We start from the raw sequence: 25,677 nt of genomic DNA, 5'->3' as shown, positions 1-25,677 counted from the left end.
CGCCTCCCCTCTCGCCGCTCTAGCCCTGACCGCGGTGGCCCAGAGCCCCGCGGCCGCGGCGCCACCCTCCAACGACGACTTCGCCAACGCCACGCAGATCACGGTCACGACGTTCATTGCGGGGACCACGGTCGATGCGACGGTCGAGTCGGAACCCGATGCGACGTGTGACGGAGACGGGACGCCCAACCGCACCGTCTGGTATCACCTGCCGTCAGGCGACAGCCAGGTCACCCTGACGACGTCGGGCCCGGCCGGAGGCGACACCGTGATGGCCATCTACACCGGCACCACCCTCGCCGGACTGAGCCAGCGCAAGTGCAACGACGACGGGTTCGGGACCGGCTACGCCGACATGGTCGTGAACATCACGCCGGCGCTCGACTACTACGTCCAGGTCGGGGCATCGAACCGCACGGGAGCCGCCGCCACCACGACGTTCAACCTCGCGGCGTCCATCGGCCCCGTCACGCGCTGTGAAGGACAGCCGGCGACGGTGAACCTGACCTTCGGCGACGACCCGACCCCGGGGGACGACGTCATCGTCGGTACGCCGAACGCCGACGTCGTCGACGGCCTCGGTGGCGACGACATCATCTGCGGCCTCGGCGGCAACGACAGCATGAACGGCGGCCTGGGCACTGACCACGTGTTCGGCGGCGCTGACGACGACTACGTGAGCGGCAACGGCGGCAGCGACCTGGTCAACGGCGGCTCCGGCAACGACACCGTCGTCGGCAACGAGATGGACGACACGCTCACCGGCGGTGTGGGCAACGACGGTCTGTACGGCGGCGACGGCAACGACGTCCTGACCGGAGAGGCCGGCGACGACACTCTCGACGGCCAGGTCGGCGACGACAATCTCAACGGCCGCGACGGCGCCGACACGTTGTACGGCGGTGACGGCAACGACGTCCTCAAGGGCGGCGCGGGTGCCAACTACATCTTCGGAGACGCCGGTGCCGACCGGTTGGTCGGCGGCGGCGAGGGCGACCTGCTGTCCGGCGACGATGGCGCCGACAGCATCTACGCCGGCGACGGCAACGACGTCATCTACGGCGAGGCGGACAACGACCTTCTTGTCGGCCAAGGGGGCGTCGACCTGTTCTTCGCCGGTACCGGCAACGACACCCTGTACGGCGGGACCGGCGACGACATCCTCAAGGGCGAGGACGACGACGACACGATCTACGGCCAGGCCGGCAACGACACCCTCGAGGGCGGCCCCGGCACCGACGTCCTGACCGGCGGCCCGGGGACCGACATCGAGACCCAGTGACCGGCGGGTGAGGCTCAGCCGATCGTCGTCAACAGCTGCGTGGCTCGGGTGAGCACGACGTAGAGCGTCGCGCGTCCGGTCGCCGACTCGGCCTCGATCTCCTGAGGGCGTACGACGACGATCCCGTCGAACTCCAAGCCCTTCGTGTCCAGACCCGTCAGCACCACGACGCGGTCGTCACCCGACGGGGCGACCGACGAGTCGACCGCGGCGCGGGCTCCGGCCGCGTCGGCGGCCAGCTCGGGCCAGGACGCGAGCCAGGCGTTGACCTCGGAGCGCCGGGCGACGGGCACCACGATGCCGACGGTGCCGGCGACCTCACCGGCAGTGCGGATGACCGCCTCGCGGGTGGCCGCCTCCAGGTCGTCGGCGACGATCTCCGTGGGCGGCACGCCCGTGCGGCGTACGGCGTCGGGCAGGTCGGCGTGCAGCCCGACCCGCTCGGCATAGGCCGCGGCGAAGTCGTAGATCTCGGCACTGTTGCGGTAGTTGGTCGACAGGTGGAACTCGTGGGACTGCTTGCCCTCGAGCGCCGCGGCGCGGGCCGCGGCGGCCTCGGCGGGCGCCGGCCACGAGGACTGGGCGAGGTCGCCGACGATGGTCCAGGACGCCGTACGGCCGCGGCGGCCGACCATGCGCCACTGCATCGGGGTGAGGTCCTGCGCCTCGTCGATGAGCACGTGGGCGAAGCCGTCGTCCTCGATGCTGTGGGTGGGCGGTGCCCAGGCCCGCCCGGAGGGGGCGTACTCACGATCGGAGGCCGTCATCAGCTCCTGGATGTTGACGGCGCCGTCGATGAGCGCGACCGGGTCGTCGCGGTCGTCGTCGGCCTTCTGCGGCACGTCGCCCAACGCGTAGCGCAGCTCGTCGAGCAGCGGGATGTCGGCGATCGACAGGTCGCGCTCGGCGCGGCCACTCCACGACTTGAGCAGGAGACGCTGCTCCTCGGTGGAGAGGAGGCCCTCGGCCACGCGGGCCAGGAAGTCGGGGTCGCGCAGCCAGCCGAGGACGGTCGGCGCGTCGAGCGGCGGCCACCAGTTGAGCGCGAACTCGAGGAAGTCGTCGCGCGACAACATGTCGTCGTCGAACCGCTCGCGACCCTGCTCCCGACCCCGCTCGCCGCGCACCTGGCGCCACATGGCGTTGAGCAGCTCGGAGGAGACGCGGGGCAGCTGCTTGTTACGACGGCCCTGCGACATCAGGTTGCGACGCACACGACCCAGGACGCCCCGGTCGAGCAGGATCCGGTCGTCGCGCCAGAAGACGCGGTATTCGCTCGGGCTGCCGGGCGCCTGCTGGCGCGCTGCGCGGCGGAGGACCTCGGCCATCCGGTCGGAGCCCTTCACGTCGGCGACGGCCGGCTCGTCGTGGCGGGACGCCTTGTGGCCGTCGACGACCTCGCCGAGCGACCGCAGCGCGACGGCGGTCTCGCCGAGGGACGGCAGCACCCGCTCGATGTAACGCATGAAGACGCCGGACGGGCCGACGATCAGGACGCCGCCGGACTCATAGCGCCGGCGGTCGTTGTAGAGGAGGAAGGCCGCGCGGTGGAGGGCGACGACGGTCTTGCCGGTGCCCGGGCCTCCGGAGATCGACACGACCCCCTTGCCGGGCGCGCGGATCGCCTTGTCCTGCTCGGCCTGGATCGTCGCGACGATCGAGTGCATGGACCGGTCGCGGGCGCGGGACAGCTGCGCCATCAGCGCGCCCTCGCCGACGATCGGCAGCTCGCGACCCTCGGCCTCGGCAACGGTCATCGCCTCGGCGTCGAGCAGCTCGTCCTCGACCCCGAGGATCCTGGCGCCCGTCGCCCGCAGCACCCGGCGCCGGATGACGTCGTGCGGCTCGGCGGCCGTGGCCTGGTAGAACACCGCGGCGGCGGGTGCACGCCAGTCGATGACCAACGAGTCGTGGTTACTGTCGCGCAGACCGATCCGGCCGACGTAGCGCGGCTGCGCGTCGACCTCCGCCGTCATGTCGAGACGTCCGAAGACCAATCCCTCGTGAGCAGCGTCGAGCTGAGCGATCCGCTTGGCCGCCTGGAAGACCATCGCGTCGCGCTCGACGAGACCACCCTCATGGCCGAGCCGCCCGCGGTCATGACCTTCCTTGGCCAGCTGCTGCGCGGCCTGACCGGCACGCTCCAGCTGCTGGTAGACCCGGTCAACGAATGCCTGCTCCGCCGCAACCTCGCGGTCGACGAGCTGATCTGCCACCGATGCCCCTGCTGAGTTGTGAAATCCGGGTGTTGCTGACTGCTCCTGAGGAGCAGCAAGGTTCCAACTTTACAGACAAACTGGGCTCAGACCCCCAAGGAGGCCCGATGAGGTACCTGCGACTTCTCTCCATCGCCGTGGCGCTGCTCCTGGTGGGCTTCGCTGCGCCGCCGTCCAAGGCTGAGAGCCAGACGGTGAAGGACCCTGCCCAGGACGTCTACAAGGAGGCCGACGGCCCGCCCGCGCTCTCTCCCGGCGACAAGGCGCGCGACATCGTGAAGTCAAGGGCGTCCTACGGCAACCGGAAGCTCGTGCTGTGGGTCGAGGTACGCAGCCTCGCGAGCGACGACTACGCGGCGTGGTTCAGCGTCAAGACCAGCAACGGGCACTGGACAACGGGCTTCGACAAGGAGTCGGGGCCTGCCTACACGTCGCTGTTCGACGGTTCCCAGGAGGTCCTTGACTGCGAGGGGCTGCGCGGCGACGCCAACAGACGCAGGGACCGCATCACGATCACCGTGCCGCGGTCGTGCATGGACGCCCCGACCTGGATCAAGTTCGGCGTCTGGATGCGGCACGACACCAACAACGTCAACGTCATCGACGACGGCCGCATCAACGCCGGATACAGCTCGGTCGAGCCGAAGCTCGGATCGCGCGTCACCTACAACTGACGCGCTACGACCGCAGGGAGTCGTCGATCCGGTCGAGCAGTCGGTTGAGGTCGGCATCGCGCTCGCGGCGCGGGGTGTCCTGCAACGGGCCGGTGCTGTAGAGCATCGCGAAGCCGTGGACGCCGGCCCAGCACGGCAACTCGGCCCCCTCGCGCTTGGCCGGGCTGAGGAAGCCCGCCGCGACGCACTCGTCGAGCGCGTCGCTCAGGTGCTCGTAGGGACCGATCAGGTCGGGGAGGCTGACCCCGCTAAAGGCGACGGCGAAGAGCCCCGGCTCGGCAAGGGAGTATTCGACGTAGGCCTTCCCGACCTCCCGCAGTCGACGCCGGGCCCGCTCGACAGGGTCCTTCACCCGCACCCGGCGCATCCGCGTCAGCATCAGGTCGGCCAGTCCCAGCTGGCCGGCCCGCGCCACCTCGCGCACCAGGTCGTCACGGTCGGCGAAGTGCCGGTAGGCGGCGTTGTGGGAGACGCCCGTACGGCGGGCGACCTCGCGGATGACGATGCCGTCCGGGCCCTTCTCGCGGCCGAGCTCCACCGCGGTCTGCACGAGGGCCTCGCGCAGGTTGCCGTGGTGGTAGCTGCTCACGGCCGCATCGTAACGGTCGTCACTGGTCTTGATGTTGACATTGTCCACATCGGGAACCACCATGGTGGATGTTGACACCGTCCACATCTTTCAAAGGAGCCAGGATGAGCCGGAAGGCAGGGATCCTGACCGCCGTCTACGTCGCGGCGCTCGCCATCAACCTCGACATCACGATCGTCAACGTCGCCCTCCCGAGCATCGCGAGCGAGCTCGGCGCCGGCACGCGCGGCCTGCAATGGGTGGTCGACGGCTACAACCTCGCGTTCACCGCGCTGGTGCTCGCGGCCGGCAGCCTGTCCGACCGCTACGGTCGCCGACCCGCGCTGCTGATCGGCCTGCTCGGGTTTGCGGCGACCAGCGTGATCGGTGCGCTCGTGACCAGCACCGGCGCCCTGATCGCAGCGCGCTTCGGGATGGGCGCCTTCGCCGCCCTGATCTTCCCGACGACGCTCTCGATCATCTCCAACACCTTCACCGACCGCCGCCAGCGCGCTGCCGCCCTCGGCGGCTGGGGCGCCATCGTCGGCGTCGGCGTCGCGTCCGGTCCCGTGACCGGAGGACTGCTGCTCGAGCACTTCTACTGGGGCAGCATCTTCTTGGCCCTCACTCCGCTCGCAATCGTCGCCGCCGGACTGGCCTACGCCCTCGTCCCGGAGTCACGCGACCCGTCGGTGCCCTCGATCGACAAGCGCGGCCTGGTGGTCTCGATCGCGATGCTCGGCGCTCTCACCTACACCGTGATCGAGGCCCCCGAGCACGGCTGGGGCAGCGCCTTCACGGTCCTCGGCTTCACCGCAGCGGCCGCTCTCGTGGTGGTCTTCGTGCTCGTGGAGCGCGCGGCGGAGCACCCGATGCTCGACGTACGCCTCTTCGCCGACCGGCGCTTCAGCGCCGCCAGCGGCGCGGTGACCGTCACCTTCTTCGCGCTGTCGGGCTTCATCTTCCTGATCACGCAGTACTTCCAGGTCGTGCGCGACTTCGGCCCCCTCTCGACCGGCGCCCGGATCCTCCCCGTCGCGATCTCGATCGCAGTGGCCTCCGTCATCGGCGGCATCCTGGCGCCGCGGATCGGCACCCGCGCGGTGGTCGTGACCGGGCTCGTGTCCTTCGGCTCGGCGATGGCGTGGATCGCGTCGTCTGTCGAGATCGACACGTCCTACGCCAACACGATCGTGCCGCAGATGGTGCTGATGGGCCTGGGCATGGGCCTGATCTCCACGCCGGCGACCGAGTCGATCATGCTCGTGCTGCCGCCGTCCCGTGCCGGCGTCGGTTCGGCCGTCAACGACGCGACCCGCGAGCTCGGTGCCACCCTCGGCGTCGCCGTGATCGGGTCGGTCTTCTCCTCGGTGTTCGGCGCGCGGCTCATCGACAGCGCCATGGCCGCCACCGGCCAGGCCGAGGCAGCGGGAGACTCCATCCCCGTCGCCTTCGGGATCGCCGGCGGCGACCCGGCCTTGGTGCAGGCCGTGCAGGACGCGTTCCTGTCCGGGCTGACCACGGGCTGCGCCGTACTGGCTGCGCTCTGCTTCACCGCAGCCGCTGCCGGGCTCGTCGCCCTCCCCGGGCGCCGCTTCCACGCCGCGAAGGCCGCCGAAGCCGAGGAGCTGGAGCTCGTCTCGGCCTGACGGCCGCCGTCGTACCTGACGTAGATGTCGTGAATTCGGGAAATCACGACACGTGCGTCAGGTACGACGCGCTCCCGAGCGCAGCGAGCTACTTGCCGCGGCTGAGGAAGGCGGTCATCGCCTCGCGAGCCTCGTCGGAGCCGAAGAGGCGGGCGCTGAGGGCGACCATCGCGTCGGCGCCGGCGTCGATGTTGGCCAGCAGCGGGGCGTTGAGGACCTGCTTCGTCTCCCGGAGACCCTGGAGGGCGCCGGTCGTCAGCTGGGCGAGCATCTCGGCGACCGCAGCGTCGAGCTGGTCGGCGGGGACGGCCTTCGTGGCGAGTCCGTAGTCGGCGGCCTGAGCGCCGGTGAAGACCTCGCCGCCCAGGGCGGTCAGGGACGCAGCGCGCGGGGTGAGGCGGGGGAAGACCGTTAGGGAGATGACGGCGGGCGCAAGGCCGAGCTTGACCTCCGTGAGCGCGAACGTGGCGTCATCGGCGACGATCACGATGTCGGACGAGGCGACCAGCCCGATCCCGCCGGCGCGGGCGGCGCCGAGGACGACCGTCACGACGGGCTTGCTCAAAGCGGCGACCGACCGTTGCATCCGCACCATCGCCCGCGCACCCTCCTCCATCGGCGTCGTCGACGCCTCGGAGAGGTCGGCACCCGAGCAGAAGACGCGTCCGGACGACTTGAGCAGCACCACGAGCGCGTCGGGGTCCTGGTCGGCCCGCTCGAGGCAGGCGAGGAGCTCGGTGACCAGCTGGCGCGAGAGCGCGTTGCGGTTGTGCGGCGAGTCCAAGGTGATGGTCGCGACCTGGTCGGCGACCTCGTAGTGGACCAGCTCGGCGGGGGTGTCAGCCATGCGCCCCATCTTCGCGGAGCCCTTCCAAAATAACAATCAGGTCTGACTGTTTCTTTGTCACACCCATCCGTCCGGGCGACGGCGACGAAGAACGACCATGAGGACTCGACTGACGTGGGCTGCCTACGGCGTCCTGGCGACCCTTGCGGGACTCGGCGTCGCGCACCTGGTAGCTGCCCTGACCGTCGCCGACACCTCTCCGGTCCTCGCGGTCGGCTCGACGGTCATCGACCTGACGCCGACCCCGATGAAGGACTGGGCGATCGAGAGGTTCGGCACCAAGGACAAGACGGTGCTGGTCGGATCGGTCATGGCGGGGGTACTCGTCCTCGCCGGCGTCGCGGGCCTGCTGGCCCGACGGCGCACTCGGTACGGCGCCGGTCTGCTCGTCGTCCTGGTCGCGATCGCCGCAGGCGCGGTACTGACTCGCCCGAAGGCATCAGTACTGGACCTGGGCCCGAGTGCGGTCGCAGCCGTCGTCGCGGTGCTCGCCCTGGTGTGGCTGGCACGCGAGCAGACCGGCGCTCCGGAGTCTGACGCGGCGGGGGGCGGGCGCCGCGGCGTGCTGCTCGCGATCGGGGCGCTCAGCGCCATCGCCGTCGTCGGCGGCCTCGGCGGTCGACTGGTCAACAAGCTGCGGCTTCGCCCCGAGGACATCGACCTCCCCGACGCCGCCGACCCCGCGCCGGCCCTCCCGAAGGGCCTCGACGACCAGGTCCCCGGCATCACCGAGTTCCGCACCTCCAATGACGACTTCTACCGGGTCGACACCCGACTCGACGTACCGATCATCGACTCGGGCGACTGGACCCTGACCATCGATGGCGACGTCGACCGCAAGGTGACGCTCAGCTTCGACGACCTGCTCGCGATGCCGCTCATCGAGCGCGACATCACCCTGACCTGCGTCTCCAACAGCGTCGGCGGCCCCTACGTCGGGGGCGCCCGCTGGCTGGGCGTCCGGCTCACCGACGTGCTCGCTCTTGCGGGCGTCGGCAGCACCGCCGACCAGATCCTGTCCACCGACGTGGACGGCATGACGATCAGCACCCCGCTCGCCCTGGCGACCGATGGCCGCGACGCCATGCTCGCCGTCGGCATGAACGGCGAGGCGCTCCCCCGCGAGCACGGCTTCCCCGTGCGGATGATCGTTCCTGGCCTCTACGGGTTCATCAGTGCGACGAAGTGGGTCACCCGCCTGACGCTGACGACCTACGACGACAAGAAGGCGTACTGGACCGACCGCGGCTGGGCCACCGACGCTCCCATCAAGATCTCCACCCGCATCGACACGCCCAAGGCCCTGGCCACCGTCGACAAGGGCGACGTCGTCGTCGGCGGAGTCGCGTGGGCGCAGGAGCGCGGCGGCATCCAGGGGGTCCAGGTCAGCATCGACGGTGGGGCCTGGCAGGACGCCAACCTCGGTCCCGACGGCGGCAACGACTACTGGCGGCAGTGGTTCTACCGCTGGGACGCGCCCTCCGGCTCGCACCGGATCTCCGCGCGCGCCGTCGCCGGCAACGGCGAGCCCCAGACCGCCGTACGGGCCGAGCCGTTCCCCAACGGCGCCAGCGGCCTGCACGAGCTCATCGTCGACGTCGCCTGACCAACTTTTCGAGATCCGACCAATCCGGATCCCGCACCGCTCCGAAGAACTCACATCACCACATCCTCACGGAAGGCACCACCATGAAGCGCAACCACTTCGTCCGCAACACCGCCCTCGCAGCCGGCGCGCTGGCCCTCTCGGTCTCCCTCGCCGCCTGTGGCGACGACGGCGACGACAAGGACTCGAGCTCCAAGGGCGACTCCTCGTCCGACGCGGGCGCCCAGACCTTCGGCAAGGGCTGCGCTGCAGTCCCGACCGACGGCGCCGGCTCGTTCGACGGCATGGTCAAGGACCCGGTCGCCACCGCCGCGAGCAACAACCCGCTGCTCACCACGCTCGTCACCGCCGTCGGCGCGATCGACGGTCTCGGCGACACGCTCAACGGCGCCGAGGCGCTCACGGTCTTCGCGCCCTACAACGACGCGTTCGCCGAGATCCCGGCCGATGACCTGAACGCGCTGGTCATGGGCGGCCAGAAGGACGGCCAGGAGAGCACCCTCTACAAGATCCTCGCGCACCACGTGCTGGGCGCCAACGAGGACGAGGACGCCGTCGGCGGCAAGCACGACACGCTCGCCGGCGACAGCCTCACCATCGAGGGCAACCCCGAGGACGGCATGACCGTTTCCGACGGCACCGTCACCGCCAACGTGCTCTGCGGCAACATCCCGACCGCCAACGCGACGGTCTATGTCATCGACAAGGTGCTCACCGGGGTCAAGTGACCCTCGCACGATCGCGCCTGACGCGGAAGGATCAGCTCATGGACCTCGGCGCCGACGCGCAGGCCGGCACTCCCCTTGCGGGGGTGCCGGCCGGCGCCAGCCCCGACCCGGCCGCCCTGCTGCAGCTCTCTGCACGCGGCGACCGGGCCGCCTTCGCGGCGTTGTACGACGCCACGGCGGCTCGGGTGCACGGGCTGGTCCTCCGCGTCGTGCGCGACCGGGCCCAGGCCGAGGAGGTCACCCAAGAGGCCTTCCTCGAGATCTGGCGCACCGCCAGCCGCTACGACCCCGAACGGGGCAGTGCACTGGCTTGGCTCATGACGATCGCCCACCGCAAGGCGGTGGACCGGGTCCGCAGCGCGGAGGCATCGAGCCGCCGCGACGTGACCTATCACCAGCAGAACCAGACGATCGACCACGACACCACGGCCGACACGGCGCACGCGTCGTTGGAGGCCCGGCGTGTCCGGGTCGCGCTCGAGCAGCTGACCGCAGTGCAGCGGGAGGCGATCGAGCTGGCGTACTTCGGTGGCTACACGCACACCGAGGTCGCCGCCCTGCTCGACCTACCGGTCGGCACTGCAAAGACAAGGATTCGCGACGGCCTCATCCGGCTCCGCGACACGATCGGAGTAGGACGATGACCGATCAGGAATGGACCGAGGTCCACGCTCTCTCCGGCGCATACGCCGTGGACGCGCTCGACGATCTCGAGAAGGCTCGCTTCGAGCAGCACCTCCACCGGTGCGCCGAGTGCCGCGCCGAGGTCGACAGCCTGCGCGAGGCCGCCGCGGTGATGTCCGTCGACGACGTCGCGCCGCCCAGCAGCCTCCGCGCCGACGTGCTCGCCGGCATCGAGCAGATCCGCCCACTCCCGCCGCTGACCACGCCCGAGCCGACGCAGGTCGGCACGGGACGCCGCGTCGAGCTCAAGCGCCGCTGGTCCTCCGCCCCGCTGCTGGTCGCCGCCGCCCTCGTGCTGGTCGCGCTCGCAGCAACGGCGTGGATCCGCCCCTGGCAGGGCGGCTCGTCCGACGAGCTCACCGCTGCCGAACGGGTGATCCAGGCCGACGACGTGCAGCGGGCCGCGCAGCGGTTCGCCGACGGTTCGAAGGCCACGGTCTACCTCTCCCGCTCGGAGGGGCGCGCCGTCGTCAAGACCGACGACATGGCGCTCGCGCCCGCCGGCAAGGTCTACGAGCTCTGGCTGCAGACGCCCGAGGGCGTCATGGAACGGGCCGGCCTGATGCCGGACGAGTCCGACACCACCTACCTCCTCGAGGGCGACGCGAGCGACGCGACCGGGGTCGGCATCACCGTCGAGCCCGACGGCGGCTCCGACCAGCCCACGACGACCCCCATCCTGCTCGTCGACCTCTCCGCCTAAGGACACACACCGATGTCTCCACGACGACTCGCGGTCGTCGGTTCCGGCGTTGCCGGAATGACGGCCGCCTACGTCGCCTCGCGCACCGCCGAGGTGACGCTCTACGAGGCCGACGACCGGCTCGGCGGCCACGCCGACACCCACCTGGTCGACGACCCGGCGACGAGCTCGACCCTGGCGATCGACACCGGCTTCATCGTGCACAACCGGCACACCTACCCGGTGCTGCTGCGCCTCTTCGCCGAGCTCGGCGTCGCGACGCAGGAATCGGAGATGTCCATGTCGACCAGCGACGAGGGCAGCGGGCTGGAGTGGGCCGGCGCCCTCGGTGCGAGCGGTCTCTTCCCGACCGGCGCCCACCTCCGCGACCGCGCCTACCTGCGCATGCTGGCCGAGATCCCGCGCTTCCACCGCCGGGCCCGCCGGCTGCTCGACCGCGACCCGGCGTCGCCGATGACCCTCGCCGCATTCCTCGACGAGGGCGGCTTCTCGGCCTACTTCCGGCGCCACTTCGCCGAACCGCTCGTCGCCGCGGTCTGGTCCTGCGACCCCGCTGTCGCCACGGACTACCCGGCCGCCTACCTCTTCACCTTCCTGCGCCACCACGGGATGCTCGGAATCTTCGGCTCGCCGACCTGGCGGACGGTGTCGGGCGGCTCGCGCAGCTACGTCCGCGCCGCCGCCGACGCGATCCGTGCCGAGGGGGGAACGGTCCGCACGGGCGCCGCGGTGCTCGCCATCAGCGAGACCGCGTCCGGCGTGCTCGTGCGGACCGCCTCCGGCGAGGAGCAGTACGACGCCGTGGTGATCGCCGCCCACCCCGACCAGGCGCTCCGGTTGCTCGAAGCACCGTCGGCGGTCCAGCGCGAGGTGCTCGCGGCGCTGCCCTACACGGCCAACACCGCGCTCCTGCACACCGACACCACACTGCTCCCGAGCGCCCGCAAGGCCTGGGCCTCGTGGAACTTCCGGCGCCCTGCCGCCGACACCGGCCAGGTCCAGGTCACCTACGACCTCACCCGGCTGCAGCGGCTCGCCACCCCGACCCACTACCTGGTGACGCTCGGCGGCGAGCACCTCGTCGACCCGACGACGGTCATCGCGCGACGCGACTACGCGCACCCCCTCTACACACCGAGCTCGGTCGCCGCGCGCGACCGCCTCCCAGAGATCGACACCGAGCGGATCGTCTTCGCCGGGGCCTACCACGGCTGGGGGTTCCACGAGGACGGTGCGCGATCGGGTCTGGCGGCGGTCGAGCGGCTGGGCCTGCGGTGGCCACCGGCAGTGGTCCGCGAGACGGCGGTCGACGTGGCGCGGCCACGGGCGGCGACGCCGTACTCCACGACGATCACGCACACCCGCCGGGTGCCGATGCACCGGTCGTTCCGGCACCGTTCGCACACCTGGCTCGTCGACGTCGACCACCTCCCCGAGCGCGGCCGGCTCGGCTGGCTGCGCGGCCGGTTCGAGCCCCGCGACCACTTCGAGGGCGACGCGCCGACGTTGCGCGATGCGGTCGACGGCTACCTCTCCGAGCACGGCATCGACCTGCGTCGCTCGGGGCAGTCCGGCCGAGTGCTGATGGCCGCCCACCCGCGCGCGCTCGGCCACACCTTCAACCCGATCAGCGTCTTCTGGTGCTGGTCCGACGACGACGCGATCGGCGCTCCGACGGCGACCATCGTCGAGGTCCACAACACCTACGGCGACCGGCACGCCTACCTCGTGCGCACCGATGCGCGGGGAGCCGGTGGGGTGGCCAAGGAGCTCTACGTCTCGCCGTTCCACGCCACCGACGGCAGCTACCGGGTCGTCGCGCCGCCGCCCGACCTCGAGACCGGGCGGTTCTCCGTGCTGGTCGAGCTGTTCACCGGCGACGGCGCCCGGTTCACCGCGTCGGTGGTCGGCACGCCAATCGAGCGACCGCCGATCGTGGCGCTGTCCGCCCTGCGCGGCGCTGTGCTCATCCGGCTCCACGGCATCGCGCTCTGGCTGCGCGGCCTGCCCGTGCAACCCCGCCCCGCTTACGTGAAGCCGACCGCCCATCCCATCCCCGCCGACCTGGAGGAGGTCCGATGACCCTCACCGCCCAAGGCCGACCCGTCCACACCTGGCCCGACCTGGCCGAATCACCCCGCGCCGCGATCGGTGCGCGGATCGCGCGCCGCATGTTCCGGTCGGCGGTCAGCCGCCTCGACGTCACGGTGCACCTGGCCGCCACCGCGACCCACCCCGCCGAGACGATCGGCCGCGGCGGTCCGGCGATCCACGTGCACCGTCCCGACGAGCTCTACGCCCGGGTCGCCCGCGACCAGCTGATCGGCTTCGGCGAGTCCTACATGACCGGCGCCTGGGACGAAGGCCTCGAGGCTGACCCGGGTGCGCTCGGCGACTTCCTCACCGTGCTGGCGCGCGACCTGACCAACCTGGTGCCGCGCCCCCTGCAGACGCTGCGCTCGCTGATCGTCACCCGGGTGCCCCGGTCCCACCGCGGCAGCCGCGCCAACACCCGGTCCAACGTGGCCCACCACTACGACCTGTCCAACGACCTCTTCGCCCTCTTCCTCGACCCGACGTTGAGCTACTCCTCGGCACTCTTCACCGACCCCTCTCGGGCGACCGCCGAGGACCACGTCGCTGCCCAGCACCGCAAGATCGACCGGCTGCTCGACCAGGCCGGCGTCTGCGAGGGGACCCGGCTGCTCGAGATCGGCACCGGATGGGGCGAGCTCGCGATCCGTGCTGCGGCTCGGGGCGCGCACGTCCACACCATCACCCTCTCCACCGAGCAGCTCGCCCTGGCCGAGGCGCGGATCGCCGCGGCCGGCTACGCCGACCGGGCCGAGGTCGAGCTCTGCGACTACCGCGCCCTGCTCGACGCACCCGGCGGCGGCTACGACGCGGTGGTGTCCGTGGAGATGATCGAGGCGGTCGGGTGGCAGTACTGGCCGGCGTACTTCGAGACGCTCGACCACGTGCTCGCCCCCGGCGGCCGGGTCGCGATCCAGGCGATCACGATGTCCCACGACCGGATGCTCGCGACCCGGGACACCCACACCTTCATCACCAAGTACATCTTCCCCGGCGGTGCCCTGCCGTCCGTGCGGGCGATCGAGGAGACCGCGGCTCGTCGTACGTCACTGCGGGTCGTCGACACGTTCGCACTCGGGGCGCACTACGCGACCACCCTGCGCTTCTGGGACGCCGCGTTCCAGCAGGCAGCAGCCGAGGTCGACGCGCTCGGGTTCGACGAGACGTTCCGTCGGATGTGGCACTTCTACTTGGAGTACAGCCGGGCCGGCTTCGCGTCCGGCTACATCGACGACCACCACATCACGCTCGCCCGGGAGGAACGATGACCGCCGTCGCCACGCGTCTCGCCGACGCCCTCGAGCCGTTCGTCGGCGGCGACCTCCCGGTGCGCCTGGTCGCCTGGGACGGCTCCACCGCCGGTCCCGACGACGCCCCCACCGTCGAGCTGCGTTCTCCGGATGCCTTGAAGCGGCTCCTCTGGCAGCCCGGTGAGCTGGGTGCGGCGCAGGCCTATGTCACCGGCGAGCTCGAGGTGCCCGGCGACCTCGACGCGGCGCTCACGCACGCGTTCTCGGTCGCCCAGGAGCGCAACCTCTCCGGCAGCCGCGCTCGGGTCGGCGCAGTGCTCGGCGCGGTCCGCACGGCCGTGGGACTGGGGGTCCTCGGCCGGCGGCCTGCGCCGCCGCCCACCCAGGCCAAGGTCCGCGGCCGGCTCCACACCCGCGAGCGCGACCGGAGTGCGATCAGCCACCACTACGACCTGTCGACCGACTTCTACTCGCTGATCCTCGACCCGACGATGGCCTACTCGTGCGGCTACCACGCCGACGCGTCGGTCTCCCTGGAGGAGGCCCAGCAGGCCAAGTTCGCGCTGGTCGGCCGCAAGCTCGGGCTCGCGCCCGGCATGCGCGTGCTCGACGTCGGCTGCGGCTGGGGCTCCCTGTCGATCGCCCTCGCCGAGCAGTTCGGCGTGCACGTCGTGGGCGTGACGATCTCCAAGGAGCAGCGCCGGTTCGCCGAGGCCGCCGCGCGCCGCCACGAGGTGGACCACCTCGTGGAGTTCCGGCTGTGCGACTACCGCGACGCGACGCCGCTCCCCGGAGCCGAATACGACGCCGTCGTCTCCCTCGAGATGGGCGAACACGTCGGTGAGGGCAACTACCCGACCTACGCCGGCGTGCTGCGCGACTCCGTCCGCCCCGGTGGTCGGGTGCTCGTCCAGCAGATGTCGCGGTCGGGCCCATGGCCCGGCGGCGGTCCCTTCATCGAGTCGTTCATCGCGCCCGACATGCACATGCGTCCCGTCGGCGCGACCATCCAGCTGCTCGAGGCGGCCGGCCTGGAGCTGCGGGACGTCCACGCGCTGCGCGAGCACTACGTGCTGACCGTCGCGGGATGGATCGAGCGCTTCGAGGCCAACCGCGACCAGATCGAGGCGCTGGTGGGCGAGGAGATGGTCCGCGTCTGGCAGCTCTACCTGGTGGGCGGTTCGATGGCCTTCCGCGACGGCCGGATGGGCGTCGACCAGCTGCTGCTGGTCCGCCCCGGCGCTGACCACACCCTGCCCGCGGAGCGCGACTGGTGAACGACGTCCTCGCCTCCCTCGCCGCGGTCGCGCTCGTCGCCACCGCGGTCATGACGATCACCGCGTTGGTCGCGCGCCATCAGGGCCGCGTGGTCGTCGTCGATGTCGCCTGGGGCGTCGCACTGACGCTGGCAGGTGTTGCCTCCGCAGTGGTGGGTACCGCTGCGGACAGTGGCCACCTCGGGGTCACCTGGGTGGTCACGGCGGCAGTCGGGGTGTGGGGTCTCCGGCTGTCGCTCCACATTCACCGCCGCTCCCACAGCGGTGAGGATCCGCGCTACGAGGCGATGCTCGGCGGACCGCTCGCCGAGGTCGGCATGGGGGTGGCCGTCCGCAAGGTGTTCCTCGTGCAGGGCGCCGCGGTCTGCCTGGTCGCACTGCCGCTCACCATCGGCGCGGTCACCGACGTCGCGTGGTGGCCGCTGGTCTACGTCGGACTGGCTCTCTGGGCCGTCGGGCTCTTCTTCGAGTCCGTCGGCGACGCCCAGCTCGCGGCCTACCGCGCCAAGCCGCGCGACCAGCGACCACCCGTCATCGACACCGGACTGTGGCGCTACACGCGCCATCCCAACTACTTCGGCGACGCCTGCGTCTGGTGGGGACTCTGGCTGGCGGCCGCGCTGGCCAACGGCTGGGTCGTCGGCCTGGCGACGGTCGTCGCACCGGCGGCGATGACCTACTTCCTGGTCTGGGCGACCGGCGCCAAGCTGCTCGAGCAGACGATGATGCAGCGGCCGGCCTACCGCGACTACGCCGCCCGTACGTCGATGTTCGTCCCCATGCCACCTCGGCATTAGCCGGCATTCGTGGCCGTCCCCGACCGCGCCCTACGCTCGACCGGTGACCTCCTCGAACGACGAGATCCTGCGCCTGGCGTCGGCCGACAACTTCCGCGACGTCGCCGGACCCGGCTACGCCACCCATGACGGTGCCCGGGTCCGCCGCGGCGTCTTCTACCGCTCCAACGAGCTGCAGCTGACCGAGTCCGACCACGGCGCGATCGCCGACCTCGGCCTGCGTGCGATCTGCGACCTGCGCTCGCAGGGGGAGATCGACCACCACCCCGACGCCGCGATCCCCGGCGCCACGTGGATGAACTTCGACGTCTCCGGCATCCCGATGGACGAGGTCGCCGGTCTCCGCGACCGCCGCAGCGCCATCGACCTGATGGACCGCGTCTACCGCAGCTTCGTCGACGACGCCCGCGCCCGCTCCGAGTTCGGCGGGCTCTTCCGCCAGCTCGCCACCGGCGGCCCGCAGCTCTTCCACTGCAGCGCCGGCAAGGACCGCACCGGCTGGGTCGCCGCCCTGCTGCTGCACATCAGCGGCGTCGACGACCCGACCATCGAGAGCGACTACCTGCTGACCAACGCCCTGACCGCCGGCAGTCGGGCCCGGGTCGAGGCGGAGATCGCCAAGGCGCTCGGCGCCGAGCACGTCGAGGCATTCGAGCCGACCCTGATCGTCGACATCGAGTACCTCCGCTCCGGCTACGAAGCCGTCACCACCCGCTACGGCGACCGCGCCACCTACCTGCGCGACGGGCTCGGTCTCGACGACACCACGGTGGCCACGCTGCGCGCACTGCTGCGCGACGAGTCCTGACCGGCCGGACCTACAGGGTCGACGGCAGCTTGCACACGCCGTCGATGCCGAGCACGTGGTTGAGCCGCCCGAAGGCGAGCCACGAGCCGATGCACATGCTGAGCTCGACGATCTCCCGGTCGCTGTAAGCCGCGCGCATCCGGGTCCAGAAGGACTCGTCGATGCCGTGGTGGTCGAGGGCGTAGCGCTCGGCGTACTCGGCCGACAGCCGGGTGCGCTCGTCGAACGAGCGCGCCGTCCGCCACATCTCGACGTCGTCGATGAAGGTCTCCTCGACCTTCTCGCCGTCGCGGTCGGTGCGCCAGTCGAGGCAGAAGACACAGCCGTTGATCTGGGCGATCCGCAGTCGAGCGGCCTCGAACTCGCGGAGCCCGAGGGTCGTGTGTGCGTAGACCGCGAGGGAGAGGTTGGACGCCGCGGGCCCGATGCCCGGCACCATCTCGCCCCACACGTGGGTGATCGGGTCCTTGTCCTCGGGGAGGTCGATGACCAACATGCTCAGGCTCCCAGCCTTCCTGTTGCAGGACGAAGAGGCACGTCCAGTGCGTCGTAGATACCCGGTTCGGCGGCGACCAGCCAGTCGATCGCGTTGACGAGGCGACCGACCGCGGTCGCGTTTCCTCCGGCAGCCGGGTTGCCGCCCTCGTCGGTGGCCTCGAGGGTGACCTCGATCCGCGGCCGGCCCTCCAGCACGACTCGGTGGGCGCCGACGCCGTTGGGCGCCTGCGGCCAGTCCGGCGCTGCCGACGGGTGGATCCGCGTCACGTGCTCGATGACGATCCTCGGCTCGCCGCCGACGATGCCCTGCACCTCGAAGCGGACCCCACCCTGCGTGCCCGCCTCGAAGGTGCCCATCTCCTTGGTCCCGACCGTCGCCTCGAGCGCCTGCCGGTCGACCGTCTCGCGGATCTCGTCGAGCTCGACGCCGAGCGCCCGCGCGATCATCCGCACCTGGCCGCCCCAGACCATCGTCGGCACTGTGGGTGCCGTCATCAGCGGCTCGTAGTCCATCGGCTGACCCATGCCGACGAGGTAGCGGACCGAGTCCTCCGCGTCGTAGGTCGAGTAGTCGAAGATCTCCTGGCAGCGGACCTCGTCGATCGTCGTCGCGACGCCCGAAAGCAGGATCGGCAGGATGTCGTTGCCCCAGCCCGGGTCGACGCCGCTGACGAAGAGCGACCCGCCACCCTCGGCGACCGCCGCCTGCAACGGCTCCATCATCTCGGCCGGCGCGTTGCGCGGGTCGTAGAGCGGGTAGACCGACGGCGTCACGACGACGCAGCCGGCGGTGACCGCACGCACGATGTCCGCGAACGCTTCCGCGTCGCGACCGTCGCCGGTGACGGCGTACACGAGGGCGCGCGGGCGCGCCGCAAGCACGCCGTCGAGGTCGTCGGTGGCGGTGACACCGGTGACGACATCGAGGTCGGCGAGCTCGCCGGCATCACGGCCGACCTTGGCCGGGTCGCGTACGACGACTGCGGTCAGGTCGAGCCCGGGATGGGCGTGGACAGCACGAATGGCGGCGCGGCCGACATTGCCGCTGCCCCAGACGACGGTGGGGATCATGGGGGGTCCGTTCTCGAAAACTAGAACACGTTATACCTGAGCCTTCCAGGCGTGTCACTTGTTTGCGAGCGGACCGCTACCTCAGATCGCGGGGGGAAGGTCCTGCGACACCTGGCGGATCGGCGCTGTGTCCTCAGGCTCCTTGGCCGGCTCCTTCACCGGTTTCGGGTCGACCTCGGGGAACGGCGGGGAGCCGGGGATCAACTGGGTGATGATCTCCTCGGTGCGCGGGTCGAGGACGATCTCGTGACTATCGCCGTCGCGGCCGTCGAAACGCACGGCGACCGTCTGGAACCCCTTGTGCCGCATGCTCTGCGCATACATCGCGTAGGCCTTGCGGTCGGCCGCGGTGAGGTCGACCCGGTCGGTGAACGGCGTGAGGAGCGCCCGCGGCCAGAGCTTCTCAGCGAGCACGACGTTGACCTCGATGCCGAGCACGCCGATCATCGCGGCGAGGTAGAGGAAGAGCATCAGGCCGAGGACCAGGCCGAACGTCGCGTTCATGCTGTTGTTGTCGGTCACGTTGAGGACGTGCGTGACGTAAGAGGTGCCGATGATCTGCAGGATCTGGAAGAGGACCGCGATCGTGAAACCGCCGGGAGCAGCGCTGGCGATGTCGTGACTGATCGCCTTGGCCGCGGCCATCCGGAGCAGGATCGTCATGACCAGGCCGAGGATCCCGACCGTGACCAGCCGCACGATCCAGTGGAACCAGGTGCTCGACGACACGTCGCCGACGAGCTTGGTCTCCGTCGCGACGGCGGAGAGGACCGAGATGCCGAGGATGATCGAGCCGGCCGTCCCGAGGAGGACGACGCTGGTGACCCGGGTCAGCACCGGGTGCGGTCGGCTGTTGCGCGGCACCGCCCAGGCCGTCGCCTGGACGTTTTGAAGACCGAGGCCGAGGCCGAGCGCGCCGTAGAGGGCGCCCAGGCCACCGAAGATGATCGCGCTCACCGATCCCTGAAGACCTTCGGGCCGACCGAGCTGCGTGCCGACGATCGGGAACTGCGCGAGCGCGGAGTCCAGCGCGGCCTTCTCGAGCTGGGGATAGCCCTGGAGCACGAAGCCGAGGATCGACGTCGCGAGCAGCATCAGGGGGAAGATCGCGAGGAACGCGTAGTAGGTCAGCACAGCCGCCAGGTAGTTGCCCTGGTCGTCGAAGTACTTGTAGATGACCGCGAGCGGCACACCCAGCGCGGGGAATTTGCGCTGGGCGGCATCGATGTCAGACGCGACCCCCACGGGGTCAACCTACCTTCGCGGCCACCTGCAGCCCGGCTAGTGGCGCCGTTTCAGACGCCGCGGTCGAACACCATGTCGTCGGGCACGGCCACGCCGAGCCGCACCATCTCGTCGGTGAGGACCAGCGTCACCTGCCGGCTCAACCGGTCGACGACGTCGGCCTGGGTCTCGTCCTGGTGGTCGAGCCACCAGATGATGACGGCGTCGACCATGCCGATCAGACCAGCGAGGACGCCGTCCGGAGCCTGGGGGACGATCTGGGTCGGCCGCAGGTAGTCCGACATCGCGCCCATCAGCGCGTCGAGGAAGAGGCTGCGCCCCATCCGCGCCTGGTGCAGGGTCTTGGTCTGCTTCTGCGCGGCGATGAAGCGGTAGAGGTTGGGGTGCTCACCCGCCCACCCGACGATGGCGGTGGTGATGCCGTGGACGATCTCGTACGACGTCCCCCGGCGGCTCAGGTGCGGTCGCACCTGCGCGAGCAGGTCGGCCGAGGCCGCGCGGGCGACCTCGAGGTCGAGCTGCTTCTTGCTCTCGACGTAGCGGTAGACGTGCGGGCGCGGGATCCCGGCGCGCTCGGCGATCTGGCCGACGCCGACGTCGGGCCCGACCTCGTCGATCGCCGCGGCGGCCGCGTGGATCAGCAGGCTGCGCCGGCTCGGGTCGTCGTCGGCCTTGCGCAACCGACGCGCGACGGTCGAGTCGACCCACTTCGCGACATCCACCATGGGGTTCACGATAACGGGTACACGCTGTACCCTGATTCTCGGTACACGGTGTACCACTGACCTTCCTGCCCCAAAGGAGCTCCACCGATGCCCGCACGCCGTTCGCCCTGGATGGACCAGGACCTCGACGACTTCCGCGACCTCGCGCGCACCTTCTGCGAGAAGGAGATCAAGCCGAACGTCGACACCTTCATCGCCAACAAGCAGGTCGACCGCGACCTGTGGAACAAGGCGGGCGACCAGGGCCTGCTCTGCCTCTCCATCCCCGAGGAGTACGGCGGCGGCGGGGGCACCTTCGCCCACGAGGCGATCCTCATCGAGGAGCAGGCGCGCACCGGCGACAGCTCGTGGGGCGCCTCGCTCCACAACGGCATCGTGGCCCATTACATCCTCGCCTACGGCACCGAGGAGCAGAAGCACGCGTGGCTGCCGAAGATGGCCAGCGGCGAGGTCGTCGGCGCCATCGCGATGACCGAGCCCGGCACTGGCTCGGACCTCCAGAGCGTCAAGACCAAGGCGATCCGCGAGGGCGACGAATACGTCGTCAACGGCTCGAAGACCTTCATCACCAACGGCGCCCAAGCCGATGTCGTGATCGTCGTCGCGAAGACCAACCCGGAGGAGGCCGCGAGCGGCATCTCCCTGATCATCGTGCCCTGCGACGCCCCCGGCTTCTCGCGCGGTCGCGTGCTCGACAAGATCGGCATGAAGGGCCAGGACACCTCGGAGCTGTTCTTCGAGGACGTCCGCGTGCCCGTCACCAACCTGCTCGGCACCGAGGAGGGTCAGGGCTTCATCCAGCTGATGATGCAGCTGCCGCAGGAGCGCCTGATCGTCGCGGTGTCCAACGTCGCCGCGATGGAGCTGATCCTCGACGAGACGATGCGTTACGTGCACGACCGCGAGGCATTCGGCCGCCCGATCTGGGGCTTCCAGAACACCAAGTTCAAGATGGCCGAGGTCGCCACTGAGGCCCGCGTCGCGCGGTCCTTCGTCGACGAGTGCATCGGCCTCCACCTCGAGGGCCAGCTCGACATCCCGACGGTCGCCATGGCCAAGCTCTGGTGCTCCGAGCGCGCTCAGAAGGTCGCCGACATCTGCCTCCAGCTGCACGGCGGCTACGGCTACATGAACGAATACCCGATCGCTCGCGCCTGGGCCGACCTCCGCGTCTCCCAAATCTACGCCGGCACCTCGGAGATCATGAAGGAGATCATCGCCCGGTCGCTGCCCGCGCCGGTCTGAGCTCCGCGATTCCGGATCCTGCCTGCGGGGCTCGCAGGTAGGATCCGGAACGGACTCGGGTTCATTGGTCCCTCCAAGGAGTCTCCATGCCCGGTCCTCGCACTTCGTCGCTGCACCTGATCAGCGGTGGGTTGCTCGCGCTCGTCGCCACGGCGCTCGCGCCGTTCTCCGCCGACGCCACCGAGCCGACGCGCTCGGGCCGGCCGACCCCGGCTACTGCACCCGCCTGCGACCTCGAGACCGAGGGCGAACGGCGCGACGAGTTCCTCAGCTGCACCGCGGTCGTGCTCGACTTCGCCACCACTCCGGCTGCCGGCGAGACCGCCACGGTCACCGCGACGGTGACCTCCGTCGTCGACCTCGACGACGCCACCCTCACCCTGCGCGTGAATGACCGCTTCGAGGTCGTGGCAGCCTCCGGGTTCGCCGACGCCGGCACCCAGCCCTCCGGCGTGGGACCGATGAGCGCCGTCTCGCGCAGTGTCGACGTCACCGCTGGAGAGGCGACCACCTTCACCGTTGACCTGCGCGCCACGGGCAACGGCAACGGCGTGGTGCAGGCGCGGGTCACCACCGGGACGGGCCGCTTCAACGGGGGCGACGAGCTCGCGATCGAGCTCGGCCGGTCACGAGCCGCCGGTGCCCCGCTGCGCACCGTGCGGGCACCGTCCGGAGCAAAGGTAGCGCCCCGGACCACCGGTCTGGCGCCGTACCACCGCGTGCCGATCAGCGGGCCGAAGTCACTGCCTCCGCGGGCGGCCAACGCCTCGTGCGCTACGGGTGGCTGGGTCTTCAACGACGAGCTCGGCCTGCAGACGCCGTCGGTCAACTTCAAGGTCGAGGTCTGGGACCAGGACTCCGGGGCGGTCGACGACTTCCTCGCCGTCGGGGTGACCAACGGGTCCGGCCAGTACAACGTCTGCTTCGAGAGCACCGACTTCGACGGTGGCGGGGGGCAGGAGGTCTACGTCAAGTTCGTGTCGGACGTCGGTGCCTGGCGGGTGCGCGACAACGCCGCCAATAACGCCAACTACATCTTCTCCACCGGCGCCACGAGCATTGCCGACCCCGGCACCGCCAACTTCGGGACGCTTCTGCCAGGCGACGCGACGCTCCACCGGGTACTCCACGCGTTCGACGGCTTGAACAAGCTCTTCCTCTGGCAGGCCGACGTCAACGGCTCCGCCATGGACAACCCCGGTCAGAACCGCCAGATGATCCTCAACTGGACGGCCGCCACCAACGACGACACCGGCACGTTCTACTCGACGTCGAACAAGACCATCCAGCTCGCCGCCGCCGATCCGGACTCCGACACGGTCACGATCCACGAGGGCGCTCACGCCCTCATGGACGCGATCTACAACGACGCCTTCCCGCCCGCGCCGAGCTGCAACCCGCACAACGTCTTCGGCCCCACCTCGACCGGCTGCGCGTGGACCGAGGGCTGGGCTGAGTGGGTGCCCGCGCGGGTGCTCAACGACCCGTTCTTCCGGTGGCCTGACGGCAGCTCGGTGAGCCTCGAGGCCCAGTCCTGGAGCACTTTCACCAGCGCCCAGGGCGACACGACCGAGGGTCGGGTAGCCGGTGCGCTGATCGACCTCTCCGACTCCAACAACGAGGGCTACTGGGACCGGTTCAGCGAGGGCGGCAGCACCGCCGGGTCCGAGGAGATCTACACGACCAGCCTGACCGAGGTGTCCAACACCCTCAACGAGTACTTCAACACCGACCGCCCCGGCGAAGGCGACACCGGCTACTTCGCGCGCGCAGCCGTCTTCCAAAACACGATCAACTACACCCACCGTGATCCGCTCGTCTCCGGGCAGGAGCTGACCCGTCCCTCGCTCGGGGTCATTCCCTTCCCGCACAACTACTCCTACACGCAGAGCGGGGGCTACTGGGGCGGCGTCGCGGCCCGGGCTGCGGGCACGACCGACTACGACATCACCGTCTGGTCCAACGAAGCGCAGTCGGTCTACGCGGGCAGCAGCGAGTACGGCCCGTCGGTGATCGACTACGTCCTGGTCGACGGCAACCACCGCAGCGGAGCGTTCTTCCCCCGGGTCACGGGTTCCAGCGGGTCGGACTACCAGGTCGAGGCCCACTCGGGTGACACGGCCCTGCCCGTCGGCACGTCCTCCCTCAGCACCACCGCCAGCGACGTCATCAAGGTCCTCGACGTCTACCTGACCGGCGGCCAGCAGAACTACGTCCGCGTCGTGCCGTCGGCCGGGCTCGACGTCGAGGTCTTCGCGCACGACTCCGACGGCAGCGTGACCAACGCCGTGCAGTCCCGCGACATGGCGTTCGCGAGCAGCTCGTCAGGGGGCTCCGGGACCGCCGAGTCCCTCGCCTACTCGACCCCCAGCGACGACTGGACCGGGCTCGTCGTCCTCAACAAGTCCGGGGCCACCGGCAGCTACACGATCTACCGCGACACGAGCGGGCCCACCTCGCCGACCGTCCTGATCGACGGCGGAGCCGCCACCTCGACCGACTCGGTCGTCGACCTGACCTTGTCGGCGCTCGGTCCCAACACGCCACTCACCGAGATGCAGATCTCGACCGACGGTTCGATCGACTCCGAGGCCTGGCAGACCTACTCCGGGAGCGCGACCGTGACCCTGCCGGCCGGCAGCGGCACCAAGACCGTGCTGGTGCGCTACCGCAACGCTGCGGGCGCTGTGTCCTCCATCGCGAGCGACACCATCCAGGTCGCACCGGCCGCGACCTGCGCGGGCCAGACCGTCACCCTGAGCGGTTCAGGCACGATCACCGGCACCGCGGCCAAGGACGTCATCCTCGGCTCCGCCGGAGTCGACAAGATCAACGGCAAGGGTGGCAACGACGTCATCTGCGCGGGCGACGGCAACGACACCATCACCGATGGCAACGGCGCCGACACCCTCTACGGCGGCACCGGCAACGACCTCTTCGTCCAGTCGCGCGTCGTCGACGGCAACGACATGTTCGTCGGCGACGAGGGTTCCGACACGGTCAGCTATCAAGCCCGTACGACGGCGGTGAGTGCCGTGATCGACGCATCCGGCACCGACGGCGCCCCGGGCGAGAACGACCTGGTCCATCCGACCGTCGAGAACCTCACCGGCGGCAGCGGAGACGACACCCTCACGGGTGGCGTCGACGGCAACGTGATCAACGGCGGGGCAGGCAACGACAGCCTGCGCGGTGGCGGCGGGATCGACCGGGTCCTCGGTGGTGACGGAAACGACACGATCGGCGAAGGAAGCGCGACCAACGGCGCCGACGTACTCATCGGTGGCGACGGCGTCGACCGCATCAACTACAACGAGCGCACCGCCCAGGTCACCATCCGGATGAATGGCGACCCGACCTCGGGCGGGTCCGGCGAGGGCGACAAGCTCACCGGCTTCGAGACGGCTGTCGGCGGCCAGGCCGGCGACCTGATCGTCGGCCACACCCCGGGCGAGACCTTGTACGGCGGACCAGGCAGCGACACGATCAACGGCAACGCAGGCAACGACACCATCACCGGCGGCAGCGGCAACGACCTCATGTACGGCAACGGAGGCAACGACGGGTTCGACTCGGTCGACACGGTCAACGGCAACGACCGCGTCAACGGCGGGCCGGACACCGACACCGCGACGACCGACCCCGGCGACATCCGGATCAGCATCCCGTAGGCCGCAGAAATCATCCGATGGAACGACGCCGCGAAGAAA

Annotated in this window: 21 protein-coding genes; 14 read left to right on the top strand and 7 right to left on the bottom strand. The window is 70.3% G+C overall.

The window, feature by feature from the left end:
* Positions 1 to 34 precede the first annotated feature (34 nt).
* A complete protein-coding gene (locus F0U44_RS07510) occupies positions 35 to 1,282 on the top strand; it encodes a calcium-binding protein (protein ID WP_188113379.1) in 1,248 nt (415 codons plus the stop codon).
* Between the two features lie 14 nt (positions 1,283 to 1,296).
* Here the strand turns inward: F0U44_RS07510 and F0U44_RS07505 are convergent, their stop codons facing one another.
* Positions 1,297 to 3,498, bottom strand: a complete 2,202-nt coding sequence (locus F0U44_RS07505; protein ID WP_149727680.1) for a HelD family protein — start codon at positions 3,496 to 3,498, stop codon at positions 1,297 to 1,299.
* A 107-nt stretch (positions 3,499 to 3,605) separates the two neighbouring features.
* On the opposite strand from F0U44_RS07505, the gene F0U44_RS07500 reads away from it, so the two are divergent.
* The gene (locus F0U44_RS07500) at positions 3,606 to 4,172 is read left to right on the top strand and encodes a hypothetical protein (protein ID WP_149727679.1); all 567 of its coding nucleotides are present in this window, start codon (positions 3,606 to 3,608) and stop codon (positions 4,170 to 4,172) included.
* Positions 4,173 to 4,176: 4 nt separating this feature from the next.
* Here the strand turns inward: F0U44_RS07500 and F0U44_RS07495 are convergent, their stop codons facing one another.
* Complete coding sequence (locus F0U44_RS07495; RefSeq protein WP_223163611.1) at positions 4,177 to 4,761, bottom strand: TetR/AcrR family transcriptional regulator; 585 nt, start codon at positions 4,759 to 4,761, stop codon at positions 4,177 to 4,179.
* Between the two features lie 104 nt (positions 4,762 to 4,865).
* Between F0U44_RS07495 and F0U44_RS07490 the strand changes: the two genes are divergently transcribed.
* Entirely contained in the window at positions 4,866 to 6,389 is a 1,524-nt protein-coding gene (locus F0U44_RS07490; protein ID WP_149727677.1) for an MFS transporter, read from the top strand.
* Positions 6,390 to 6,477: 88 nt separating this feature from the next.
* Here F0U44_RS07490 and F0U44_RS07485 read toward each other — a convergent pair whose 3' ends face one another.
* Positions 6,478 to 7,236 (bottom strand): enoyl-CoA hydratase-related protein, encoded by a 759-nt coding sequence (locus tag F0U44_RS07485; RefSeq protein ID WP_149727676.1) that lies wholly within the window; start codon positions 7,234 to 7,236, stop codon positions 6,478 to 6,480.
* Between the two features lie 97 nt (positions 7,237 to 7,333).
* Between F0U44_RS07485 and F0U44_RS07480 the strand changes: the two genes are divergently transcribed.
* The 9 genes from F0U44_RS07480 (at position 7,334) to F0U44_RS07440 (ending at position 17,183) form a co-directional block, all read left to right on the top strand.
* The gene (locus tag F0U44_RS07480; RefSeq protein ID WP_149727675.1) at positions 7,334 to 8,842 is read left to right on the top strand and encodes a molybdopterin-dependent oxidoreductase; all 1,509 of its coding nucleotides are present in this window, start codon (positions 7,334 to 7,336) and stop codon (positions 8,840 to 8,842) included.
* A gap of 83 nt (positions 8,843 to 8,925) precedes the next feature.
* Positions 8,926 to 9,570: a fasciclin domain-containing protein gene (locus F0U44_RS07475; RefSeq protein WP_149727674.1), complete on the top strand. Its 645-nt coding sequence runs from the start codon at positions 8,926 to 8,928 to the stop codon at positions 9,568 to 9,570.
* Positions 9,571 to 9,608: 38 nt separating this feature from the next.
* The gene (gene sigK, locus F0U44_RS07470; RefSeq protein WP_149727673.1) at positions 9,609 to 10,214 is read left to right on the top strand and encodes an ECF RNA polymerase sigma factor SigK; all 606 of its coding nucleotides are present in this window, start codon (positions 9,609 to 9,611) and stop codon (positions 10,212 to 10,214) included.
* Positions 10,211 to 10,957 carry an anti-sigma factor gene (locus F0U44_RS07465; protein ID WP_149727672.1) on the top strand — a complete coding sequence of 249 codons (747 nt, stop codon included), beginning with the start codon at positions 10,211 to 10,213 and terminating at the stop codon, positions 10,955 to 10,957. The genes sigK and F0U44_RS07465 overlap by 4 nt, the downstream gene beginning before the upstream one ends.
* Before the next feature lie 12 nt (positions 10,958 to 10,969).
* Positions 10,970 to 13,039: an FAD-dependent oxidoreductase gene (locus F0U44_RS07460; protein ID WP_149727671.1), complete on the top strand. Its 2,070-nt coding sequence runs from the start codon at positions 10,970 to 10,972 to the stop codon at positions 13,037 to 13,039.
* Positions 13,036 to 14,319: a class I SAM-dependent methyltransferase gene (locus tag F0U44_RS07455; protein ID WP_149727670.1), complete on the top strand. Its 1,284-nt coding sequence runs from the start codon at positions 13,036 to 13,038 to the stop codon at positions 14,317 to 14,319. Before F0U44_RS07460 ends, F0U44_RS07455 begins: the two co-directional genes overlap by 4 nt.
* On the top strand, positions 14,316 to 15,578 hold the full coding sequence (locus F0U44_RS07450; protein ID WP_149727669.1) for an SAM-dependent methyltransferase: 1,263 nt from the start codon (positions 14,316 to 14,318) through the stop codon (positions 15,576 to 15,578). Before F0U44_RS07455 ends, F0U44_RS07450 begins: the two co-directional genes overlap by 4 nt.
* Positions 15,575 to 16,375, top strand: a complete 801-nt coding sequence (locus F0U44_RS07445; protein ID WP_246160360.1) for a DUF1295 domain-containing protein — start codon at positions 15,575 to 15,577, stop codon at positions 16,373 to 16,375. The genes F0U44_RS07450 and F0U44_RS07445 overlap by 4 nt, the downstream gene beginning before the upstream one ends.
* Before the next feature lie 43 nt (positions 16,376 to 16,418).
* Positions 16,419 to 17,183: a tyrosine-protein phosphatase gene (locus tag F0U44_RS07440; RefSeq protein WP_188113378.1), complete on the top strand. Its 765-nt coding sequence runs from the start codon at positions 16,419 to 16,421 to the stop codon at positions 17,181 to 17,183.
* Positions 17,184 to 17,193: 10 nt separating this feature from the next.
* Here F0U44_RS07440 and F0U44_RS07435 read toward each other — a convergent pair whose 3' ends face one another.
* From F0U44_RS07435 to F0U44_RS07420, 4 genes are all read right to left on the bottom strand, one after another.
* Positions 17,194 to 17,679 (bottom strand): carboxymuconolactone decarboxylase family protein, encoded by a 486-nt coding sequence (locus F0U44_RS07435; RefSeq protein WP_246160358.1) that lies wholly within the window; start codon positions 17,677 to 17,679, stop codon positions 17,194 to 17,196.
* A gap of 2 nt (positions 17,680 to 17,681) precedes the next feature.
* Positions 17,682 to 18,752 (bottom strand): NAD(P)H-dependent amine dehydrogenase family protein, encoded by a 1,071-nt coding sequence (locus tag F0U44_RS07430; protein ID WP_149727667.1) that lies wholly within the window; start codon positions 18,750 to 18,752, stop codon positions 17,682 to 17,684.
* Positions 18,753 to 18,833: 81 nt separating this feature from the next.
* Positions 18,834 to 19,997 carry a YihY/virulence factor BrkB family protein gene (locus F0U44_RS07425; protein ID WP_149727666.1) on the bottom strand — a complete coding sequence of 388 codons (1,164 nt, stop codon included), beginning with the start codon at positions 19,995 to 19,997 and terminating at the stop codon, positions 18,834 to 18,836.
* A gap of 50 nt (positions 19,998 to 20,047) precedes the next feature.
* Positions 20,048 to 20,722, bottom strand: a complete 675-nt coding sequence (locus F0U44_RS07420; protein ID WP_149727665.1) for a TetR/AcrR family transcriptional regulator — start codon at positions 20,720 to 20,722, stop codon at positions 20,048 to 20,050.
* Positions 20,723 to 20,809: 87 nt separating this feature from the next.
* Between F0U44_RS07420 and F0U44_RS07415 the strand changes: the two genes are divergently transcribed.
* Positions 20,810 to 21,967 (top strand): acyl-CoA dehydrogenase family protein, encoded by a 1,158-nt coding sequence (locus F0U44_RS07415; RefSeq protein WP_149727664.1) that lies wholly within the window; start codon positions 20,810 to 20,812, stop codon positions 21,965 to 21,967.
* An 86-nt stretch (positions 21,968 to 22,053) separates the two neighbouring features.
* Positions 22,054 to 25,638, top strand: a complete 3,585-nt coding sequence (locus F0U44_RS07410) for a calcium-binding protein (RefSeq protein ID WP_149727663.1) — start codon at positions 22,054 to 22,056, stop codon at positions 25,636 to 25,638.
* Positions 25,639 to 25,677 lie beyond the last annotated feature (39 nt).

The sequence above is a fragment of the Nocardioides humilatus genome (assembly GCF_008373755.1).
Classification (GTDB): domain Bacteria; phylum Actinomycetota; class Actinomycetes; order Propionibacteriales; family Nocardioidaceae; genus Nocardioides; species Nocardioides humilatus.
This window is presented reverse-complemented; position numbering and strand designations above follow the sequence as displayed.